Source organism: Streptomyces sp. NBC_00663, assembly GCF_036226885.1.
GTDB lineage: Bacteria > Actinomycetota > Actinomycetes > Streptomycetales > Streptomycetaceae > Streptomyces.
In genome coordinates this window covers 5,494,494-5,515,426 of sequence record NZ_CP109027.1, presented here as the reverse complement: position 1 = coordinate 5,515,426, position 20,933 = coordinate 5,494,494, and the positions used below count along the sequence as shown (strand labels likewise).

Annotated in this window: 18 protein-coding genes; 11 read left to right on the top strand and 7 right to left on the bottom strand. The window is 70.7% G+C overall.

Annotation, left to right across the window (positions count from 1 at the left end; genetic code table 11):
- Window positions 1–2 precede the first annotated feature (2 nt).
- Window positions 3–518: a glutathione peroxidase gene (locus OG866_RS25140; RefSeq protein ID WP_329338024.1), complete on the top strand. Its 516-nt coding sequence runs from the start codon at window positions 3–5 to the stop codon at window positions 516–518.
- A gap of 80 nt (window positions 519–598) precedes the next feature.
- On the top strand, window positions 599–1,480 hold the full coding sequence (locus OG866_RS25135; RefSeq protein WP_329338023.1) for a MerR family transcriptional regulator: 882 nt from the start codon (window positions 599–601) through the stop codon (window positions 1,478–1,480).
- A gap of 6 nt (window positions 1,481–1,486) precedes the next feature.
- On the opposite strand, the gene OG866_RS25130 is transcribed toward OG866_RS25135, so the two are convergent.
- Together OG866_RS25130 and OG866_RS25125 are read right to left on the bottom strand one after the other, a co-directional pair.
- The gene (locus OG866_RS25130) at window positions 1,487–3,463 is read right to left on the bottom strand and encodes an MFS transporter (RefSeq protein WP_329338021.1); all 1,977 of its coding nucleotides are present in this window, start codon (window positions 3,461–3,463) and stop codon (window positions 1,487–1,489) included.
- Window positions 3,464–3,646: 183 nt separating this feature from the next.
- Complete coding sequence (locus tag OG866_RS25125; protein ID WP_329338019.1) at window positions 3,647–6,250, bottom strand: D-alanyl-D-alanine carboxypeptidase; 2,604 nt, start codon at window positions 6,248–6,250, stop codon at window positions 3,647–3,649.
- Between the two features lie 451 nt (window positions 6,251–6,701).
- Here OG866_RS25125 and OG866_RS25120 point away from each other — a divergent pair, with 451 nt between their 5' ends.
- From OG866_RS25120 to OG866_RS25105, 4 genes are all read left to right on the top strand, one after another.
- Window positions 6,702–6,899, top strand: coding sequence for a hypothetical protein (locus tag OG866_RS25120; RefSeq protein WP_329338018.1), 198 nt, complete (start codon window positions 6,702–6,704; stop codon window positions 6,897–6,899).
- Window positions 6,900–7,136: 237 nt separating this feature from the next.
- Complete coding sequence (locus tag OG866_RS25115; protein ID WP_329338017.1) at window positions 7,137–7,895, top strand: GOLPH3/VPS74 family protein; 759 nt, start codon at window positions 7,137–7,139, stop codon at window positions 7,893–7,895.
- Window positions 7,896–8,223: 328 nt separating this feature from the next.
- Window positions 8,224–9,093: a helix-turn-helix domain-containing protein gene (locus OG866_RS25110; protein ID WP_329338016.1), complete on the top strand. Its 870-nt coding sequence runs from the start codon at window positions 8,224–8,226 to the stop codon at window positions 9,091–9,093.
- Between the two features lie 218 nt (window positions 9,094–9,311).
- The gene (locus tag OG866_RS25105; protein ID WP_329338014.1) at window positions 9,312–9,503 is read left to right on the top strand and encodes a DUF397 domain-containing protein; all 192 of its coding nucleotides are present in this window, start codon (window positions 9,312–9,314) and stop codon (window positions 9,501–9,503) included.
- A gap of 126 nt (window positions 9,504–9,629) precedes the next feature.
- Here OG866_RS25105 and OG866_RS25100 read toward each other — a convergent pair whose 3' ends face one another.
- On the bottom strand, window positions 9,630–10,469 hold the full coding sequence (locus tag OG866_RS25100) for a hypothetical protein (RefSeq protein ID WP_329338012.1): 840 nt from the start codon (window positions 10,467–10,469) through the stop codon (window positions 9,630–9,632).
- 89 nt (window positions 10,470–10,558) lie between these two features.
- Between OG866_RS25100 and OG866_RS25095 the strand changes: the two genes are divergently transcribed.
- Both OG866_RS25095 and OG866_RS25090 read left to right on the top strand, forming a co-directional pair.
- Window positions 10,559–11,347, top strand: a complete 789-nt coding sequence (locus OG866_RS25095) for an SDR family oxidoreductase (RefSeq protein ID WP_329338009.1) — start codon at window positions 10,559–10,561, stop codon at window positions 11,345–11,347.
- A 126-nt stretch (window positions 11,348–11,473) separates the two neighbouring features.
- Window positions 11,474–13,015 (top strand): sodium:solute symporter family protein, encoded by a 1,542-nt coding sequence (locus tag OG866_RS25090; protein ID WP_329338005.1) that lies wholly within the window; start codon window positions 11,474–11,476, stop codon window positions 13,013–13,015.
- A gap of 236 nt (window positions 13,016–13,251) precedes the next feature.
- Here the strand turns inward: OG866_RS25090 and OG866_RS25085 are convergent, their stop codons facing one another.
- The 3 genes from OG866_RS25085 to OG866_RS25075 form a co-directional block, all read right to left on the bottom strand.
- The gene (locus OG866_RS25085; protein ID WP_329338003.1) at window positions 13,252–14,367 is read right to left on the bottom strand and encodes an ADP-ribosylglycohydrolase family protein; all 1,116 of its coding nucleotides are present in this window, start codon (window positions 14,365–14,367) and stop codon (window positions 13,252–13,254) included.
- A 196-nt stretch (window positions 14,368–14,563) separates the two neighbouring features.
- Complete coding sequence (locus OG866_RS25080) at window positions 14,564–15,355, bottom strand: helix-turn-helix domain-containing protein (RefSeq protein WP_329338002.1); 792 nt, start codon at window positions 15,353–15,355, stop codon at window positions 14,564–14,566.
- A 238-nt stretch (window positions 15,356–15,593) separates the two neighbouring features.
- Window positions 15,594–16,031 carry an ATP-binding protein gene (locus OG866_RS25075; RefSeq protein WP_329338000.1) on the bottom strand — a complete coding sequence of 146 codons (438 nt, stop codon included), beginning with the start codon at window positions 16,029–16,031 and terminating at the stop codon, window positions 15,594–15,596.
- Between the two features lie 112 nt (window positions 16,032–16,143).
- Here OG866_RS25075 and OG866_RS25070 point away from each other — a divergent pair, with 112 nt between their 5' ends.
- Together OG866_RS25070 and OG866_RS25065 are read left to right on the top strand one after the other, a co-directional pair.
- Window positions 16,144–16,959, top strand: a complete 816-nt coding sequence (locus OG866_RS25070) for a helix-turn-helix domain-containing protein (RefSeq protein ID WP_329337999.1) — start codon at window positions 16,144–16,146, stop codon at window positions 16,957–16,959.
- Window positions 16,956–17,141: a DUF397 domain-containing protein gene (locus OG866_RS25065; RefSeq protein WP_329337997.1), complete on the top strand. Its 186-nt coding sequence runs from the start codon at window positions 16,956–16,958 to the stop codon at window positions 17,139–17,141. The genes OG866_RS25070 and OG866_RS25065 overlap by 4 nt, the downstream gene beginning before the upstream one ends.
- Here OG866_RS25065 and OG866_RS25060 read toward each other — a convergent pair.
- Window positions 17,129–20,260, bottom strand: coding sequence for a tetratricopeptide repeat protein (locus OG866_RS25060; RefSeq protein ID WP_329337995.1), 3,132 nt, complete (start codon window positions 20,258–20,260; stop codon window positions 17,129–17,131). The two genes, OG866_RS25065 and OG866_RS25060, sit on opposite strands and share 13 nt — an antisense overlap.
- Before the next feature lie 172 nt (window positions 20,261–20,432).
- On the opposite strand from OG866_RS25060, the gene OG866_RS25055 reads away from it, so the two are divergent.
- Window positions 20,433–20,933, top strand: coding sequence for a DUF2165 domain-containing protein (locus OG866_RS25055; protein WP_329337993.1), 501 nt, complete (start codon window positions 20,433–20,435; stop codon window positions 20,931–20,933).

The window sequence follows — 20,933 nt, the reverse complement described above, 5'->3', positions numbered from 1 at the left end:
TTATGACCACTGCTGACAGCAACTCCCCCGCCTCCCCCCTCTCCGTCGAGATCGGCACCCTCCAGGGCGGCGCCGCCGACCTTTCCCAGTACGCCGGCCAGGCCGTGCTGATCGTGAACGTGGCCTCCAAGTGCGGGCTGACCCCGCAGTACACGGGCCTGGAGAACCTCCAGAAGCAGTACGCCGACCAGGGCTTCACCGTCCTCGGCGTCCCCTGCAACCAGTTCCTCGGCCAGGAGCCCGGCAGCGCCGAGGAGATCGCGGAGTTCTGCTCGGCGACGTACGGCGTGACCTTCCCGCTGACCGAGAAGGTCGAGGTGAACGGCGAGGGCCGGCACGAGCTGTACGACCGCCTTGTCGGCTTCGCCGACGGCGAGGGGCACACCGGTGACATCCGCTGGAACTTCGAGAAGTTCCTCATCGGCCGCGACGGCACCGTCGTAGCCCGCTTCTCCCCGCAGACCGAGCCGGAGGCGGCCGAGCTGGTCGCTGCCCTTGAGGCGCAGCTCGCCGGTTGACCTTGCCCCTGGGGCAGGGAAGAGCCTCCTCGTCACCGGGCGGAAAGACCCGTCCGGTGACGGAGGACGAGGATGATCCCGTGACCGACCACGACCCGACCCACGACGACCCGACCCACGACGACCTGCTCACCATCGGCGCGTTCGGCGCGCGGGCCCGGCTCTCGGCCAAGGCCCTGCGGCTGTACGACCGGCTCGGGCTGCTGACCCCGGCGCATGTCGACGAGGCCAGCGGTTACCGCTACTACCGGGCCGGTCAGGTGGAACGCGCCCGGCTGGTGGCGATGCTGCGGCAGCTCGACATGCCGCTGGCGCGGATCGCCGAGGTGGTCGAGGCGGGCGGGGTCGCGGGCGCGGACGTGCTGGCCGCGTACTGGGCCGGGGTGGAGACCCGGCTGGCCGGGCAGCGGACGCTCGCCGAGTACCTCCGTGGACGACTGTCGGGGAGGAGCTCCGAGATGTACGGGAAGTTCGTGGTGGAGACGGTGGAGCTGCCGGAGCAGGTGGTGATCACCGAGAAGCGGCACACGCTGGCCGATGAGCTGCCGGCGTGGATCGGGGCGTCGCTGGGGCGCCTGGAGGAGGCCGCGCGGGAGTGCGGGGGCGTGACGGCGGCGCCGTTCGTGCTCTATGAGTCCGAGGTCTCCATGGAGAGCGACGGCCCCGCCGAGTCCTGTGTGCCCGTCGCCGACGAGGCCGCGGCCCGGGCGTGGGCGGCGGAGCGCGGACGGGCCTGGGAGACGGCGGTACGGGTGGAGCCCGCCCAGCGGTTCGCGTACACCCGTATCACCAAGGCCCAGGTGGCCCATCCGCAGATCGTGGCCGCCTTCGAGGCGGTGGAGGAGTGGATCGCCGGGCAGGGCCTGGAGCAGGCGGGGCCCTGCCGGGAGATCTACTTCGCGGACTGGGACGCGGCGGGGCCCGAGGACCCCGTCTGCGACGTCGCCTTCCCGGTCAGGTAGGCGGCCCTACTTCAGCTCGTCCGGACACGGCGTGCCCCGCGGCAGCTGATAGGGCGCCGCCAGATGGTAGGTTCCCGCCTTCGGCGCGAGCAGCTCGGTCCACTTGTCGCCCTGGGCGTCCTCCTCCGTCTCCATCAGGCAGCCGTTGACGTTGTCGTACGTCTTCGGCTCCCCGTCGGCCCGGTCCTTGGACGCCTGGGTCTCCTTCGGCGGCTCCAGGCTCTTGCCGTCGGCGTCGACGACGCTCAGCCACGGCGAGTACGGGATCCGGATGAGGATGCGGCCGGCCTTCTTCACCTGGAGGGTCATCTCGCCCTGCTCGGCGCGGTCGACGACCGCGTTGGGCTCGGCGAGCGGGGTGGGGTCGGTGACCTTGAACAGCTGCCAGTTGGCGTCGCCCCAGACCTGCTTCAGATAGGGCATGCCGCGCTGGACGAGGTCCCGCTCCCGCTTGGCCCCGTCCCCGTCCGGCTCGTCCTTGGAGACGACCACAAAGTGCACGGCCCAGCGCTTGACCCACTCGTGGTAGTTCGCCGAGTTCAGGGTGTCGTCGTAGAAGAGCGGGTTGCGCTCCATGTCGGCCTGGCGGTTCCAGCCGCGGGCGAGGTTGACGTACGGGGCGAGCGCGGACGCCTCCCGGTGGGAGCGGGCCGGCACGACCTCGACGCGGCCCTTCTCGGCGCCGACCTCCTGGAGCTCGTTGACGAGCGGGGCGAGTTCGCGGGCCCAGGAGGCGGCCGGGGTGGTGTTGAGGACGTCGTCGACCGACTTGAAGCCGATCCAGCCGCCGAACCCGGCGATGGCCAGCACGATCGCGTACCACTTGCGGCTGCGCGGCACCGTGAAGGGCAGCGCCGCCACCAGCACCGTCCCGGCGAACAGCATGGGCAGCCGGGAGATGTTGGAGCCGATCTGGGAGCTGATCAGCCAGACGAGGACGACGGCGAGCGCGTACACCGCGGCCGTCAGCCGGACCGTCTTCCACCCCTTGGGGACGAGGAAGTAGACGAGCGCGCCGTAGATGAACGGCAGGATCACCGAACCGAAGATCATCGGCTGGGTGCCGGAGAACGGGAACAGCCACGCCGACACCGCGACCACCACGGTCGGCGCGATGCCCAGCGCCCAGGCGCCGGGCCGCCGCTTCTGCAGGAACAGCGCCGCCGCGACCAGGCCCACGAACAGGCCCGCGACCGGCGAGGCCATCGTGGCGAGCGCGGCCAGCGGCGCGGCGCACAGCGCCTTCGCCCACCGCTTGTAGCGCCAGCGGTACGGCCAGCAGAACACGACGGCGACCGCGCCGAGCGCGAACATCGTGCCGAGGCCGAAGGTCACGCGCCCCGAGACGGCGTTGCAGAAGAAGGCGACGACGCCCGCGAGCGAGGCCCACAGCGGGTTCTTCACGGACCGGCTGCGCAGCAGGATCAGCGTGAGCAGCCCGGCCGAGACGGTGCCGGCGATCATCATCGTCGTACGGACACCGAGGACCGACATCAGATACGGCGAGACCACGCTGTACGACACCGGGTGCATGCCGCCGTACCAGGCGAGGTTGTACGCCGAGTCCGGGTGCCGTCCGACGAACTCCGCCCAGGCGTCCTGGGCGGCGAGGTCGCCGCCGCTGTTCGCGAACACGAAGAACCACATGATGTGGAGGCCGCCGGACAGGGCGGTGAGCGAGAGAACGGGGTGCCGCAGCAGCCGCTCGCGCAGGGCGAGGAACGCGGTGAGGGAGCGGGAGGGCACCGGAGGCGACGGCTCAGGCTTGGGTGACGTGTCGGTACGACGGCTGTCGCCGCCGCTGCCGAGCTCGCCGCTGCTGCTCTGGCTGCCGCTGCTCTCGCTGCTGCTGCTCTCGCTGCTGCCGCGCTCTCTGCTGCTGTCGCCCGTGCTCTCTGTGCGCGGTGCGGGCACGCGTATTCGCGGGCTCATGTCCGAGCCCGGATCGGCGTCGTCTGCGCGTGTCGGCTCCGCAGTGGCCACCTGAAGGCAACTCCCCGTGTCCCGTCTTCTTTTCCCGGCCGTGTGATGTTCCGGCCTCGTTCACGGTCGCGTTGTGCGCGACCGGCGACCTGCCCCGATTCGTGACGCTAGCACGCAGCCCGCCGCCGGGCCCCCGGGCGGGGGCGTCGGCGGCGGGGCAGGGACCGGCTCTTCGGCCGTCGATCAGCCCAGGCGGGTCAGCTTGTCCGTGAAGCCCGGTTCGGCGAGATCCGTCTGGAGCGCGACCGGGACCGCCACGGCACCGGCCGAGGCGTCACCGACCGTGAGCGTGCCGACCTTGGTGCCGGCCTTCGCGGTGTGCGGTACGTCATCGGCGGCGAACGTCAGCTTCACGGTCAGCCCGGACCAGCCGACGGCGGTGACGTCCTTGGTCGCGACGACGGGAGTGTGCCCGCCGAGCCCGTCGTCCACGTACCCGACGACCTCGCCCTTCTTGATGATCGTCGCGGACTCCAGGGCGCCCTGGGCGGCCCGGATCAGCTGATCGCCCGCGGTGAGGGCGGCGCTGAGGATGGTGTTGTCGAGGCCACCGGCCGGCTGGCGCAGCACCGCACCGACGATGGTGCGGGTCTCGCCGTTCACCTCCTTCTTCGCCGCGAAGACGAGGTTGCCGAGGGCGGAGGTGGTGGTGCCGGTCTTGATGCCGACGACGTCGTTCTTGCCGACGAGCTGGTTCCAGTTGGGGTGGTTCTGACCCTTGTAGTCGTCGTACGACATCATCGCGGCGACCTCGCGGAAGGCCGGGTACTCCATCGCCTTCTTGGCGAGCTTCACCTGGTCCACGGCGGTGGAGACGGTGGTGTTGTTCAGCCCGGAGGGGTCGGTGTACGTCGTGTTCGTCATCCCGAGGTCCTCGGCGGCGTCGTTCATCTTCTCGACGAAGGCCTTCTCGGAACCAGCGTCCCAGCGGGCGAGGAGACGGGCGATGTTGTTCGCGGACGCGATGAGGATGCTCTCCAGCGCCTCCCGCTGGGAGAGGGCGTCGCCGGCGGTGACGGAGACCTTGGACTCGTCGCTCTTGGCGGCGCCCTCGTCCTGAGCGGTCTGGTCGATCTTGATGTTCGGGCCCTTGGCGCCGCTCTTGAGCGGGTGGTCGCGCAGCACGAGGTACGCCGTCATGACCTTGGCGACGCTCGCGATCGGCACGGGCTTCTGGTCGCCGGAGGAGCCGAAGGAACCGATGCCCTGGACGTCGAGGGCGCCCTGGCCGTCGGCGGGCCAGGGGATGTCCACCTTGCTGCCGTCGAAGGAGTAGCTGTCCTCGGCGGTGAGCTGGAGGGTGGGGGTGGGCAGCGGGCGTACGGACTGTACGACCGCAAAGATGACCGCGAGGAGGAGGACGAGGGGCGTCCAGATCTTCACGCGGCGGACGGTGGTGCGGAGGGGGGTCTCCGGGGGCCGCGGGGTGTTGGTGAGCTCGGCCAGCAGGTCCAGCGGGGGCTTCGGCGGGAGGGGCTGCTGGGTGGTGCGCTCGGGGCCGACGTGGGGGACGGGGACCGGGACGGGGACGGGGGTGGTGACGTCGGGCTTGAGCGCGACGAACTTGCTGGTGCGCTCTGCGGCGGGGGTGGCCCGGGGGAGCTTGAGCATGGTGGTCGGCTGATCCACCTGCCGCCCGGCCTCGGCTACGCCATCGGCCTCGCCCTGCTTCCCACCCGCACCACCCGTGCGACTCTCGTCGCCGGGTGCGGGTGGCCCTTGTGGGGCCTTGTCACCGTCGGCGGCTTGAGGCGTGTCGGTGGGCTGAGAGACGCCGGTGGGCTGAGGGGCGTCGGTGGGGTCGGTGGCGCGACTTGCGTCGCCGGGCGCGGCTGCTCCCTGCGGGGCCTTCTCGCCTTCGGCGGCTTGAGGGGCGTCGGTGGGGTCGGTGGGGCCGGTGGCGCGGCCTACGTCGCCGGGCGCGGATGACCCCTGCGGGGCCTTGTCGCCTTCGGCGGCTTGAGGCGTGCCGGCGGGGGGAGAAGCGTCGGTGCGGTCGGTGGCGCGACTTGCGTCGCCGGGTGCGGGTGCTCCCTGCGGGGCCTTCTCGCCTTCGGCGGCTTGAGGGGCGTCGGTGGGGTCGGTGGCGCGGCCTGCGTCGCCGGGCGCGGATGACCCCTGCGGGGCCTTGTCGCCTTCGGCGGCCTCAGGCGCGTCGGTGGAAGCCGCGGCTCGCGGGTCGGGCTTCGGGGTCGCGGCGGCGGGCTTGTCGGCGGGCTCGGGGGTGTCCTGAGCGTCGCGCGGCTCGTCGGCCTTGGGGGCGGCGCCGGTGCTGATGGTGGCCGGCTTGTCCCTCGGTGCGTCAGCGGGCTCGTCGGTGCCTCGCTCGGCGGACGTGGTGGTGGCGTCGGCCCGTGACCCGGATTCGGCCTCCCGCCCCGTCTCGGCGGCAGCGTCGGCCTTCGGGGCCCCGTCCGTCCGCTCACCCGCGCCGGCGGCCTCAGCGTCCGCCTCAGGCGCGTCGAGGGCCTTCGAGGCACCCTCGGGCCCCTCCGCCGCCTCGGCGTCGCCACCGGCCTCCACAGCCGCGTCCTCGGCATCGGCATCGGCGTCGCCTCCGGCGTCGGACGCTGCGTCCGACTCGGCGGCCTTCTCTGCGTCCGACTCCGCATCGGCCCCGGCGTCCGTCGCCCCCGGCGTTCCGTCGCCCGAGCGGACCCACGCCGCCACCGCGGCCCGCAGCCGCGCGTCGCCGCCCGTGTCCGGCCCGGCACCCTGAGCCTCCGCAGCCGCGGCGCCCTCGGTTTCGGTCTCGCCCTCGGTCTCGGAGCCCTGAGTCTCCGGCATCTCGGCGTCCTCGGCAGCGGGCTCCCGAGCCTCCGAGTCCTCCGCCCCGGAACCCCGCGCCTCAGCCCGCTCACCCTCGGCCGCCCCGGAACCCCGCGCCTCAGCCTCGGATACCCCGGATGCCCCGGCCCCCCGCGTCTCAGCCCGCTTGCCCTCGGATGCCCCGGAGCCCCGCGTCGCAGCCCGCTCAGCCTCGGAAGCCTCGGATGCCCCGGAGCCCCGCGTCGCAGCCCGCTCAGCCTCGGATACCCCGGATGCCCCAGAGCCCCGCGCCTCAGCCCGCCCAGCCCCGGCCGCCCCGGAACCTCGCGCCTCAGCCCGCCCAGCCTCGGAAGCCTCAGAAGCCCCGGAAGCCCCGGAAGCCCCCGAAGCCCCGGCACCAACCTCCCCCGCCCGTGCCGCGGACTCCCTCGCCTTTGCCACGTCGCGTACCGAGAACACTCGCGTCGCCGTGTCCACGCTGCCGGCGCCGCGGGACTCCGTGCCGGAAGCGGTGCTCTCGGTGGAGTCCCGGGCGACCGCGAGCCGCGGATCGCGGGCCTCGGTCCTGGCCTCGGGAACCGGACCCGCGCTCCCCGACGTCGGTTCTGCCGACGACTCGCGCTGCTTCGACCTGTCGGGGGACTCGCCCGCCACCGATGCCTCCTAAACCGTGAACGCGTGGATCCGGGAACCCGGGGATCCTTGAAGCTTTATCCGATCGCCTGCCCGGGATCACGGTCCACCGCACTGTCCGAACCATGTACCAGTGTCCTGTGTGAGGGCTTGGCTCCTGCGGTAGACGAGAACGACATACCTACCGGTTCCACTACAAACAGGTCACGCACCCTCGACAGACCAATGTGAGAGGGGTCACCCTGTCTTTCATCCACGCGGGGAGGCATGGATGGGCAGGAGCCGCAGAACACTTCCGGAGGAGCTTCTGCTGCTGGCGTTGGACCCGACCACGGGTACCACCGCACAGCCGCAGTCGCTCGACCTCGGTCTGGCCGGAGCGCAGCTAGTGGAGCTGGCGCTGGCCGGACGGATAGCCCCTGACGGGGATCGTATCGCCGTGGTAGCCCCACGGCCGACTGGAGATCCGACTTTGGACTGCGCGTTGGAGTTGCTGCGAAGGCGTGGCGCTCCCGTGCGGGCGGTGAACTGGATTGGCGGACCCCGGCTGGGGCTGCGCCAGACCTACCTCTCGCATCTCGAGCGGTGCGGCATGGTGCATGCCGTCGCCGGTCAGATGTGCGGGGTGTTGCCGACGACTCGCTATCAGGCGACGGACAACGCCATCAGCCGGGAGATCAGAGCCCGACTGGACTCGGCGATCCGCACCGGCGTACCGCCGGACCCGCGGACCGCGGCGCTGGCCGCCCTGGCCCACGCGGTCGGCCTCGGCAAGCACCTGTATCCGGGCAACGAGGGCAGGTCCTCGAGGTCCCGGCTGCGGGATCTGATCAGGCACGACCCCATGGGCGGTCTCGTCGCGCACGCCGTGATGGACGTCCAGAACGGTGTGGCGGCACAGCCACGCCGTAGCCCCGCTCCGGCACCCGGCCGTCCGGCCGCGGCCGGTGGCAGGGCCGCAGCGGAACCCGCTCGCGGTGTTCCGGTGCAACCGCGCCACGGTTCCATGGCGCGTGTCGTGGCTCACTGAGCCGCAGTTCCACGACACCGCTGAGGGAACCGAGCCGTACCACGCAACTCCGGCGTATCCGAGACCCGGTATCGGGAGCCGCTGGTCCGCGCGGGGCGGCGGGACCGTGTGTCCGGACGACACCACGGTCCCGCCGTCCCGCGCGCTTTTTTTGCCTCCACACACTCTCAACGGCGCGCGTGTCACCGCCGTTCACCGCGAACCGGCGCCTGGGCAGCGCATATCCACGGTTTCCCAGCGGTAGAAACCACCTTGGTGGCAGTCTGCTCAACAGCAGATACGCAAAGTGGCAGTTTTCGAAGGCACGCAGCCGGAGGTGCACGTTCTCGTGGCGACCAATGTCAATCCCACCGTCAGGCGGCGCCGGCTGGGCCAGGAGCTGCGCCGGCTCCGCGAGCTCAAGGGCATGACCGCCGAAGAGGTCGCCGAACGGCTGCTGGTGTCGCAGTCGAAGATCAGCCGTCTGGAGAACGGACGGCGCAGCATCAGCCAGCGTGACGTCCGCGACCTGTGCGGGGTGTACGAGGTCGAGGACCACCGGATCGTGGACTCGCTGATGCAGATGGCCAAGGACTCACGGCAGCAGGGGTGGTGGCATTCCTTCGGGGACATCCCCTACAGCGTCTACATCGGGCTGGAGACGGACGCGGCGAGTCTGCGGGTGTACGACCCCCAGGTCGTCCCGGGGCTGTTGCAGACCCGTACGTACGCCGAGTCGCTGATCTCCGGCGCGCTCCCCGAGGCGACGCCGACCGACATCGACAAGCGCGTACAGGTGCGGCTGCGCCGACAGGAACGTATCTCTGCCGCCGACAACCCGCTGCGGCTGTGGGCGGTGCTCGACGAGGCGACGCTGCGCCGCGAGGTCGGGAACCGGCAGGTGATGATCGAGCAGCTGGAGCATCTGATCGAGATGTCCCAGCTGCCGCATGTCACCGTGCAGTTGATCCCGTTCACGATGGGCGCGCACCCGGGGGTCAGCGGGCAGTACGCGATCCTCGAGTTCCCCGACGCCGCCGACTCCAGCGTGGTCTACATCGAGGGCGTGACCAGCGACCTGTACCTGGAGAAGGCGCAGGACGTGCAGAAGTACAGCGTGATGTACGAGCATTTGCGGGCACAGGCCCTGAACGCGGACCAAAGCCGGGAATTCATCGCGAAGGTGGCGAAGGACTACGCACGCGAGGCCACTCTGTAAGGCGGGGCGCCGAAAGGTACACCTAAGCCCGGCCGTGATGGAAGACCCCACTGGAATATGCCACTCGGCCGGGTGAATACCTCCCCCGCACTCCGATGTTGGCGAGTAGCGTCGATCACGCCATCGAGGCAACAACGTTGGCGCAAACCGTGTCGTGCAGACGGAGACAAACGCACCGCGCGGTGACAGCAACTCAGCAACTGGCTATCGGAGAGAACATGGCAATCAAGCAGGGCGTCACGGACGAGTGGGTCAAGTCCTCCTACTCCCAGGGCAATGGCGCGTGCGTCGAGATCAAGTCCCCGGTTCTCGCGGCGATGGCCGTCCGGGACTCGAAGGTCACGGACGGCCCCACCCTGGCTTTCCCCGCGGACGCGTGGAGCGCCTTCGTCGGCTCGGTCAAGGCGTAGACGACCGAGTGATCAAACAGCAGTGACCGAACAGCACTACTCAACTGCACAAGCACCACTGAAGAGCCCTCTCGTCCAGCTCGCCGTCCTTGCCGAGGGGGCTCGGCTTGTGCCCTGACAGGGGCTTCAGCGCAGCCGGTCCACGTACGTGTCCGTCCCGGGCACCGTCGGGACGAACGGCGCGACCAGTTCCACCCGCCCCAGGCCCGCCTCCGCCACCGACCCGTCCAGGCCCGTGAAGTACGCCTCCCAGCACTCCCGGGGGTCCGCCTCCAGGAACCACAGCAGGGTCAGCCGGGTGTCGACGCCCTCGACCTGCTTCACGTACGTCATCCGGTCGCCGGGCAGCGGCGTCGGCCGGAAGACGGTCACCATCGCCGCCGGTGACCCGGCGACGCGCTTCGGCAGCCGGCGGGAGCGCAGCCACTCCAGCAACTCCGCTCGCTGCTCGGCCGATTCGGCGTCGATGACCTCCATCACCAGCCCCGCGTAGGGGTGGTCGAGGGCGTGGTAGTCGCGCGGCCCGGCCGCCCCGTCCCGGTACACGGTCGCCTCGTGGTCCTGGAAGGCCGTGAAGACATGGGTGCGGTCCTGGTATACCCGGCCGTCGCGGTTGAGGCGCTTGTTGATCCCGACGGTCCATTTCATGTGGTCGGCGTAGCGGCCGTCGGTGATCCAGTACGTCGAGAGGTAGCACCCGGCGGTGACCGGCTGGGCGACCGCCGACTTCTCGGGGTAGCGCAGGAGTTGGAGGTCCCGGGTGGCGACCCAGCGGCGCCCGGCGTACATCCAGGGCATCGCCATCGCACCGGCGTAGTAGTGGTCGTCCTCGTACCAGCGGTTGTACGCGTACTCATGGCCCGGGTGCGGTTCGACCATGGTGATCAGAGCATGGCCCGGGTGGACTCCGTACGGCCCTACGGCGGCCAGCTCGGCGTACGTCTCGCTGCGGGTGTCGTCGCTCATGCGGTTCCCCTTTCCTCCGGTCGCCCTTACTCTGACGCCCCGTCAGATAATGCGCCAGAGTCCGAGTCGAGCCGCCGGGAGGGTCATCGATGTCATCACTGCTCTCAGGGAAGACCGTCGTGGTGTCGGGCGTAGGGGCCGGCCTCGGTCATCAGGTCGCCGCCGCCGTCGTACGGGACGGCGGGAACGCCGTGCTCGGGGCGCGTACGGAGGCGAACCTGGCGAAGTCCGCCTCCGACATCGATCCCGACGGGTCGCACACCGCGTACCGGGCGACGGACATCACCGACGAGCGACAGTGCGCGGCGCTCGCGGAGTTGGCGATGGAGCGGTTCGGGCGGATCGACGGGGTGGTCCATGTGGCCGCCTGGGACAGCTACTTCGGCGGCCTGGAGGACGCCGACTTCACCACCTGGCAGTCGGTGATCGACGTGAACCTGCTGGGGTCGCTGCGGATGACCCGGGCGTGCCTGCCGGCGCTCAAGGGCTGCGGGGGCTCGGTCGTCTTCATCGGTACGCAGTCCTCGGTGGCGGCGCCCTCGCAGGTGCGGCAGGCGGCGTACGCGGCCTCGAAGGGGGCGCTGACGAGCGCGATGTACTCGCTGGCCCGGGAGCTCGGCCCGTACCGGATCCGGGTGAACACGGTGCTGCCGGGCTGGATGTGGGGGCCGCCGGTGCAGGCGTACGTCCAGTTCACCGCGCACACGGAGGGGGCGGAGGAAGCCGAGGTGCTCAAGCGGCTGACGGACCGGATGGCGCTGCCCGATCTCGCGACGGACGCAGATGTGGCGGACGCGGCGGTGTTCCTGGCGTCGGACCGGGCACGATCCATCACGGGGCAGTCGTTGCTGGTCAACGCCGGGGAGCTGATGCGGTGACGTTCATGTAGATGAACCAAGACCAGTATGCCGAATGAATTTACCTCCCCTTGACCTTACGCCTGCTTGTCGTGTTCACGCGGGAGCGCCCACGATGAGCGCCGGGTCGACCCTGGGAGGGCGCACATGAACGGTCTCGACTGGACCGTGCTCATCGGCTATTTCGGCGTCATGGTGGCCATCGGCGTCTGGTCGCACAAGCGCGTGGACAACGTCAGCGACTTCTTCACGGCCGGCGGCAAGATGCCCTGGTGGCTCTCCGGCATCTCGCACCACATGTCGGGCTACAGCGCGGTGATGTTCACGGGCTACGCGGGCATCGCGTACACCTACGGCGTCACCTCCTTCGTCACCTGGTCCTTCCCCATCGCCCTCGGCATCGCGATCGGCTCGAAGCTGTTCGCGCCGCGCATCAACCGGCTGCGCTCCCGGCTCCATGTGGCCTCCCCGCTGGAGTACCTGAAGAACCGCTACGACCTCAAAACCCAGCAGGCGCTGGCCTGGTCCGGCATGCTGCTGAAGATCGTGGACGTGGGCGCGAAGTGGGCGGCGATCGCGACCCTGTTGTCGGTCTTCACCGGCATCTCCCTGAACCAGGGCATCCTCATCACCGGCTGCATCACCGCCGTCTACTGCACGATCGGCGGTCTGTGGGCGGACGCGCTGACCGAACTCGGCCAGTTCATCATCCAGTTGCTGGCCGGTGTGGCCATGCTGATCGCCGTGGTCCTGGAGCTGAACGACAAGGGCATCGGCTTCTGGGGCGCCTGGGACGAGCCGCAGCTGAAGGGCCACGGCGAACCGCTGGTCGGCCCCTACGGCACGGTCTTCCTCCTCGCCTTCCTCTTCATCAAGCTCTTCGAGTACAACGGCGGCATGCTCAACCAGGCCCAGCGCTACATGGCCACGGGCAGCGCGCACGAGGCGGAGCGGTCCGCGCGGCTGTCAGCGGCGCTGTGGCTGGTCTGGCCGGTGGTCCTCTTCATCCCGATGTGGCTGTCCCCGCTGCTGGTGCAGTCACAGAAGCCGGACGGTTCGGACGCCTACGGTCTGATGACCGAACAGCTCCTGCCCCACGGCCTGTTGGGCCTGGTCATCGTCGGCTTCTTCTCCCACACGATGGCGATGTGCTCCTCCGACGCCAACGCCATCGCGGCCGTCTTCACCCGTGACTGCGCGCCGGTGGTCTGGCGCCGCGCCCGGACCTGGAGCGAGGGGCAGGGCCTGCGGGTCGCCCGTATCACCACGGTCGTCTTCCTCGGCCTGTCCATGGCGGCGGCGACGCAGGTCAACTCCCCGACCTTCAAGGACATCATCACCGTCGTCATCAAGTGGGTCGCCGGGCTGATGGGCCCGATGGCCATCCCGATGATGCTGGGTCTGCTCCGCCCGTTCCGCCGCTCGGGCCCGACGGCGGCGCTCACCAGCTGGTCGATGGGGCTGCTGGCCTTCTGGCTGGTGAACTACCCGATCAACTGGAACGTGGACGGCGGCGTCCCGCTCCAGTACCAGGTCTCGATCCCGCTCGCGGTGTCGTTGGTCCTGTACATCCTGATCGGCTTCATCAAGCCGGAGGACACCCCGGAGCGGCTGGCGATCATCGAGAAGATCAACACGGACGGAGACGGGGTCGCTGCGCTGGCTGAGCCGGTGCCTACGAAGACGTGACGGCGGTTCGTCGGCGGGTGCGGGTGCGCTGTGGCTGGTCGCGCAGTTCCCCGCGCCCCTGGGCGGCACGACCGCAGCCGCGTTCGAACGTGAGGGGTCGTGTCGGGGGGTGTCCGCCCGCAGCGGTTGGCGCGTCAGCACGGGCGCGCTCTATTGAGTGACCGATTCCGCGCCGTTCCGAGGACGGACACCCCCGGCGCGGCCCCGACCCACAACCGAACCGAACCGCGAGCGCCTCAGCCCCGCGGATACCGGGCCAGCCAGCCCGGCGACGACCCCGCCGGGCCGTGCAGGGCCGGGCCCTGGGTCATCTCCATCGCGAAGTCGTCGGCCAGCTCCAGCAGCGTGGGACGGCCCTCCAGCTCGGCCAGCCAGGCCGGCGGGAGGGCCGTTTCGCCGTGCAGGGCGCCGAGGAGGCCGCCGGTGAGGGCACCGGCCGCGGCGGAGGGGCCGTCGTGGTTGACGGCGAGGCAGAGCCCGTGGCGTACGTCCTCGCTGACGAGCGCGCAGTAGACGGCACCGGCGAGCAGCCCCTCGGCGGTGCCGTCCGCGATCAGCTCCCCCACCCTCGCGGGCGTCGGCATCCCCTGCCGTACGGCGCCCAGCGCGTGCTGCAAGGCGTCCGAGACGGGCTGGTGTCCTGGTCTGGCGGCGATGAGGGCCAGCGTCTGCTGGACGGCCGCGTCCAGGCTCTCGCCGCGCGCGAGGCCGTGCACGATCGCGGCGTACGCGCCCGCCGCGAGGTAGGCGACGGGGTGCCCGTGGGTCTGCGCGGCGCACTCCACGGCGAGCTGTACGACGAGCTGCGGCTCCCACCCGACGAGCAGGCCGAAGGGCCCGGACCGGGCGGCGGCCTCGGCCCCGGCCTCACCGGGGTTCTTGGGGGCGTCGAGGGTGCCCATGTTCTCGTCGCCGAAGCCGATGAGGAGAGAGCGGGCGGGGTCACGCCGCGCGTACAGCCACTCCTCCCGCGCCAGCCACCCGTCCTCCTTGCGTCGCTCGTCGGGCCCCCAGTCCCGCTGGGTGGCGGCCCACCGCAGATAGGCGCGGTGGAGGTCGGTGGGCGGATGCCAGGCGCCGGTGTCGCGGCGGACCTGGGCGCGTATGAGTCCGTCGACGGAGAAGAGGGTGAGCTGGGTGAGATGGGAGACGGCGCCGCGCCGCCCGTACCCCGGAACGAGATCGACGATCCCCTCAGCCCCGTACGCCTCCCGGATCTCCTCCAGCGAGAGCCCGTCGACCGGTGCGCCCAGCGCGTCCCCGACGGCGGCCCCGAGCAGCGTGCCCCGCACCCGGCTCCGGAAGTCCTGCTGTTCGACCCGCCCCCAGACGGCCCCGGCTGTCACACCCACCAAGACCTCCCATGGCGACCGTCCGCGCATACGACAGCTCAGCACTGTAATCGACCAGGAACGGTCGGTTCAGGGGGCGGAACGGTATGCGGGATGTGCCCGGAGTGGTCGTTATTGGGCTTGGGTGGTCAGTTGTCGCCCGTATCCGGAGATCCGCACGATCGAAAGCCCGTAGCGGGGCCAGGCTCTGGGTCGGCTACGCCGCTGCCGACGCCGGACGGCAGTCCCGGCACCGTCCCGGTTCCGGTGCGCGGAAGACGCGGCCGCAGTCGCCGTCGCAGTCCTGCCAAGGGTCCGGGCGGCCGGCCGGGGCCGGGAGGGGTTCAGGGGCGGGGAGCGCCGGGGGCAGGAGTTCCTTGAGGCGGTGGGCCAGGAGGGCCGCCGGGTGCTTGATCGGGACGGTGGGGAGGTCGCTCGCCAGAGTTCGCAGTACGGCGCTGGCGGGGACCCCGCGTTCCAGCCAGGCGTCGGCCGCCGGGGTCAGGCGTTGTACGTCCCGTTCCGTGAGGAGGAGGCGGGAGTCGTACGTGCGCAGCTCGGCGAGGAGGTTGGCTGCGGCGGCCGAGGGCTTCGGCGGCGGGGAGACGTGCGGCTCGGGCTCAGACTCCGGCTCTGCCGCTGCCTGGAGCACTGCCGACCTCGGCTTGTTGTACGACAGCGTCCGGGTCACGTATCGGCCCGAATGAAGACGCTCCTTGGGGCGCGCCAGGTACCCGTGCTCTTCCAACTCCCGCAAAGCCGCCGCGATCCTGATCTCGCCCTCGGGGAACTTCCCCGCCAGCACCTTGATGCCGACGGAGGCTCCCGCGGGCAGCGACTGGATGTGGACCGCCAGGCCGATGGCCATCAGGGACAACTCGGGGTGCTGGGCCAGGTGGTTTCCGACCACGACGAAGTTGTCCGTGTGGGGCTCGTTGACGTGCTCGACCCCACGGGTGAAACGGCCGGACTTGGCGCGCGCGGGCGCGCTAGGCTGCTGGTCAGTCATCGGGAAGGTTTCCTCTTCCTCGGTGATCAGGCCCTCGCACTGGGATTGCCGTCCCGGCGGGGGCCGATGCATGTGGGCGGTTGTGTTGCGCTCTGTGAGGCAGACGCTGCACCACAACTCCCTCGCCGCGCCAGCTGAGTTGGCGATGTTCACCCCTGCGGGTGATCGACGGGGGCGGTGGGGGTGGGGTTGGTTCTTTCCCCCAGTTCTTTGGTTCTTGGCGTCGGGAACGACCGGGTCACGCATCCCCAAGATCCGGTGCCACCTCGGCCCACACCGTCTTCCCGCCCGCCGGAGCCGCCTCCACGCCCCAACGCTCCGCGTACGCCTCGATGATCCGCAGGCCACGCCCCGATTCCGCGTCGTCCGCCACCGGGTCGCGGGGCTGCGGGATCCGGTCGCCCCGGGCGTCGGTCACCTCGACACGGAGGACCCCGTCATCGGCGTACAGCTTCAGCCTCAGCCGGAAGTCCCGCCCGGTGACGCGGCCGTGCAGCACGGCGTTCGACGCCAGCTCGGCCACGACGTGCGCGGCGGCCTCGTACGGCACGCCCCAGCACCCCAGTTGGCGCACCGTGTGCTCGCGGGCGCGCCGGGCGCCTCTTCGGTTCGCGGACAGCAGCACCGTGAAGTAGTGCGTCGGGGCGGTGACTTGGGGTGGAGATTTCTGATTCACGTCACCCAGAGTGGTCGCGCGTACCTACTCTGAACAGCAACGACTCCGGTACGGAGCGGAACTGTCCGGGTGCGTGGCGTAGCCGTACGGCTGGTACGCGTGGAGGGGTGACATGGAGGACGAGGAGGCCGCAGCCGTACTCAAGGCTGTCGGGCGGCAGATCAAGATGTGGCGGGAGGCCGCCGGACTGACGCAGCCCGAGTTCGGCGAGGCGATCGGGTACGGCGGGGAGATGGTCTCGTCGGTGGAGCGGGGTCGGCGGAGCCCCAAGCCGGACTTCCTCGACAAGGCCGATGAGGTGCTCGGCGCGGGCGGGAAGATCTCCGCGATGAAGAAGGACCTGGAGGAGGCCCGCTACCCCAAGAAGGTGCGCGATCTGGCGAAGCTGGAGGACGAGGCCGTCGAGTTCGGGGCCTACGACAACCACAACATGAACGGCCTGCTCCAGACACCGGAGTACGCACGGGCATTGTTCGCGAACAGGCAGCCCGCGTTCTCCGAGGATGAGATCGACCGCCAGGTCTCCGCACGCATGGCAAGGCAGCGGATCTTCGAGCGGACGCCCGCCCCACTGCTCACCTTCATCCAGGAAGAGGTGACGCTGAGGCGGCCCATCGGAGGCAGAATGGTGCTCCGGCGACAGCTCGAACACCTGTTGGAGATGGGCGCGTTGAGGCACGTCAAGATTCAGGTGATGCCCACGGACTGTGAGGATCACTCAGGTATGAGCGGGCCACTTCAGCTGCTGAAACTTCGGGATGGCAAGACGCTGGGGCACTCCGAGGCTCAGTTGCACAGCCGAGTGATCAGCGATCCCCGGGAAGTCCAGATCCTGGAAATGCGCTATGGAATGATCCGGTCGCAGGCCCTGACGCCACGCGAGTCGCTGGCCTTCATCGAGAAAGTCCTGGGAGAAGAAGAGACATGACCTCCGCCCTGGAGTGGTTCAAGAGCAGCTACAGCAGCGATGACGGCCCTGCGTGCGTCGAGGTCGCTATATCCCCCACCCACGCCACCGTCCACATCCGCGACTCCAAGGACACAGCCCGCCCCCACCTCACCGTCACCGACCGCGCCTGGTCCACGTTCCTCACCGCCTACTCCGTATAACGCGCCCCCTCCAGACAGTCGGTGATCAGGGAGGCGTCCGCGCCCGGGCTCGCTTTCAGTTCCCTGAGGATGGACGCCAGGGTCGCCAGCTCCAGCCAGCTGGGGTTCAGGGCCAGCATCTCCGCGAGGCCCTGTTCGGCAGTGGGTCGGTCGGTGAGGGCGCAGCCCGTGAAGCAGTGGGCCTGGGCGCGTTCCAGGGGAGTCAGGGTCATGTTCTCCGCCGTACGGACCAGGTCCCGCCAGAGCGGGGCCGCTGCCGACAGGCCCTCCGATCGGCTCACGGTCAGCGCCAGCTCGAACGTGCCCGCGAGCGGATCGTCGTCCTGACGGAGCTTCTCGGCGGCGCTGCGGGCCTCGGCCCAACGGCCCGCGTGCCGGTGGAATTCGCAGGACAAGTCGTCCATGTCGTCGGTGAGGCGGGCCTCGGCCTCGGTCCAGCGCTCGCAGAGCATCAGCAGCTCCACGGCTGTGCGGCGGGCCCAGGTCGGTTCCGTGTTCAGGGCCGCGCAGCGGTCGAGGTCCGCGAGTGCCTGGTCCGTGCGGCCCGTGGCGAGGCCTACACGGGCGCGCTGGCCGTATGCCCAGCCGTAGTCGGGGGACAGGGCGAGGGCGCGGTCCAGGTGCCGGAGCGCCTCGGTGTGGTCCGCGCGGGCGCGGTGGACGGCGCCCAGGATCGCCCAGGAGCTCGCGTCCTCGGGTTCCTGCTCCAGGCAATGGCGTAGGGCGGCGGTCGCCTCTTCGTGGCGGCCCGCGTCCAGGTACTCCGAGCCGAGTTCGCGGCGGATCCACAGGGCGTCCGGGGCCGCCGCCACCGCCGCCTCCAGATCGGCGAAGTGGCCCGCCTCGTCGCCGGTCATGTACTTCGCCCGGGACCGCATGACCAGGGCCCAGGCGTATCCCGGGCGTAGCTCGATCGCGCGGTCCAGGTCGGCGTGCGCCTCCTCGCCCCGGCCGAGTTCGCCGAGCGCCGCGCCCCGGCTGGCCCATGCCGAGGCGTGGTCCGGGTCCAGGGCGACCGCACGGCCCAGCTCGGTGACCGCGTCGTCGTAGCGGCCCGCGAGCCGGTAGGAGTCGCCGCGTTCCGAGGCGACCCAGGCCGCGTCGGGGGCACGGGCGACCGCGAGGTCGAAGTCGGCGAAGGACTCCGTCAACTCCCCTCTGCTGCGCCGCAGTCGGGCTCTGCGGACCAGCGTCCACAGGTCGTCGTCGATGGCGAGGGAGCGGTTGAAGTCGGCGAGGGCCTCGTCGTACCGGCCGAGGACGTGCCGGCACACCGCCCGCCCGGTCAGGGCGCCCGCGTCGGTCGGGTCGAGGGCGAGGGCGCGGTCGAAGTCGGTGAGGGCCTCGTCGTAGCGGGCCGCCAGGCGGTAGGTCTCGGCCCGTTCGGCGATGATCCAGCCGGTGTCGGGGGACAGGGCGTCGGCGCGGTCGAAGGCAATCAGGGCGGCAGGGTAGTCGTCCATGAGCTGGAGGGTGAGGCCCCGGCCGTAGTGGGCGAGGACCGTGTCGGGGGCCAGCTCGATGGCCCGGTCGTACTCCTCCAGCGCCCGCCCGTACTCCCGCTCGTGGCGCCACTCGCGGCCCCGCAGCGCGTGCGCCGCCGCCCGGCCGCGCGGGTCCAGGCCGGGGCGGGTCAGGAGCAGGTCCAGCGCGCGGGCCAGGCCCGCCTCGTCGTCGAGAGCCTCACCCAACTCCCGTCCCCAGTCGGCCGACTGGGTGTGGTCCGTGGCGCCGCCCGCGTCCTGGAGCATCCGGGCCCAGCGGCGTCCTTCGGCCTCGTCCTCGCGGCAGGCCTCGACGAACAGCCGCAGCGCGTCGGCGAGGGCGGCCGTCGGGCGGGCGCAGAGCAGGTGGTACGTCTCCTCCAGGCGCAGGGCGCGCCATTCCTCGTCCGACCAGAGCCCGTCGCCCTCGCGGTCCTCCGCCACGTCCTCGCGCCACTCGGCGAACGCCGCCGCCAGCTTCCGGTGCCGCTCCCGCCACCGGCGCGGATAGTGCAGCCGCTCCTGCCGCAGCATCGGCTCCCGTACGACATCGTGGTACCGGACCCGTCCGCCGCGCTCCCCCACGAAGGGCAGCCCCCGCAACCACCGGTACTGCGCGTCGAGTTCACCGTCCGGGAGGTCGATCAGGACGCGGAAGACGTCGCCGTCCAGCCAGCGCGGCAGCGCGCAGAGCCGGGCGACGTCATGACGGACCTCGGGCTCGGCGCTCAGGAACCGGTCCACCGCGTCGGCGCTGGGGTCCTCGACCTGCTCCGGGCCGTCGGGCCGCTTCTCGGCGAGGGTCGACACGAGGACGGGCAGCCCGCCGGTCACCCGCAGCACCTCGGCGACCACCGGCTCGGCCACCACCCCTTTCCCGGCGAGGAGTTGACGTGTCTCGGCGTCGGTGAAGGGGGTCAGTGGCAGCTCCACGGCACCGTTCCAGCGGCCTGACGGCAGCGGCAGTTGCCCTGCGGTGACGACGACGGCCGTGTCCGGCAGACCGCCGTGCTCGTCCTCCTTCCGGAACAGACCGCGCAGCCACGGGTCCAGGAACGGTCCGGTCTGTTCGTAGGTGTCGAAGAACAGGACGATCCGCGGCACCGCGGAGGCGGCGGCGCGCAGTTCGCGGAGCAGGACCGGGGTGAGCGCGGCCTCCGGGTGCAGGACGAGGTCGATGTCGTCGGCGTTGCGGAAGCGGGCGCTGAGACCGGCGCGCAGCCGGTCGGCGCCCTGGGCGATCAGATCGGCCGGCAGCGCCCGGGTGAGCAGGGCGGACCCCGGTACGGCGGTCTCCAGCGCGCCCATGCCCAGTTGGACGACGGCCCTGCTCCCGGCGGACGCGGGTGGATCCTGTGCGCGCATCGCCGCCTCCGCCTCGCGCCGCCGCTCCCGGTACACGGCCAGCCGGCGTTCCAGCGGCTTCAGTCTCCGTCCCCGCGCGGCGAACTGACGGCAGATCGCCTCCAGCGCGTCCGGCACGCTTCCGGTGTCCTCGTCGACATACACCGTGAGCGCCCCCTGCTCCCGGGCGAGCCGCTTCAACTCCTCCACCAGGAAGGTCTTTCCGACGCCGGAGTCGCCACGGACGTGGAAGCGGCGGCGGTGGCCTGGATCGTCCGGGGGAAGGTTCAAGTTCCTCAGGAACAGGGCCCGTTCGGCCTCCCGGCCGACAAATCCACCCTCATCCGGCTCACGCCCAGACGACTGCGCCATCCCCGTACGTCCCCCTCGTCGTGGCGTCTCTCCTTCATTCTGGCTCAATGCGTACGGCGCGACTTCACCCTCACAGGGAAAAATGATCGCCATGGCCACCACACCCCCACGCAGCGCACTCCACCTCACCAGCACCCTCCTCACCGCGACCGTCGCCCTGTACATGGCCCTCGTGGCCTTCGGGAACATCACGGACTTCGGGACGAACCAGCAGTTCGTCCGGCATGTCCTCGCGATGGACACGACCTTCAAGGACGACGACCTGATGTGGCGGGCCGTCACCAGCAAGGGACTTCAGGACGCGGCGTACGTCGCGATCATCGTCTGGGAGACGGTGGCCGCGCTGGTGCTGGTCTTCGGCACCTGGCTCTACGCCCGGCGCGACGATCTGCGCGCCCGGCGCTTCTCGACGTACGGACTGCTCATGGTCCTGCTGCTCTTCGGCGCCGGGTTCATGGCGATCGGCGGGGAGTGGTTCTCGATGTGGCAGTCGCAGGACTGGAACGGGCTCGACGCCGCGCTGCGGGTGTTCGTGCTGAGCGGGGTGGTGCTGATCGTCGTACAGCTGCCCGCCGGGGCGCGGGAGGCCTGA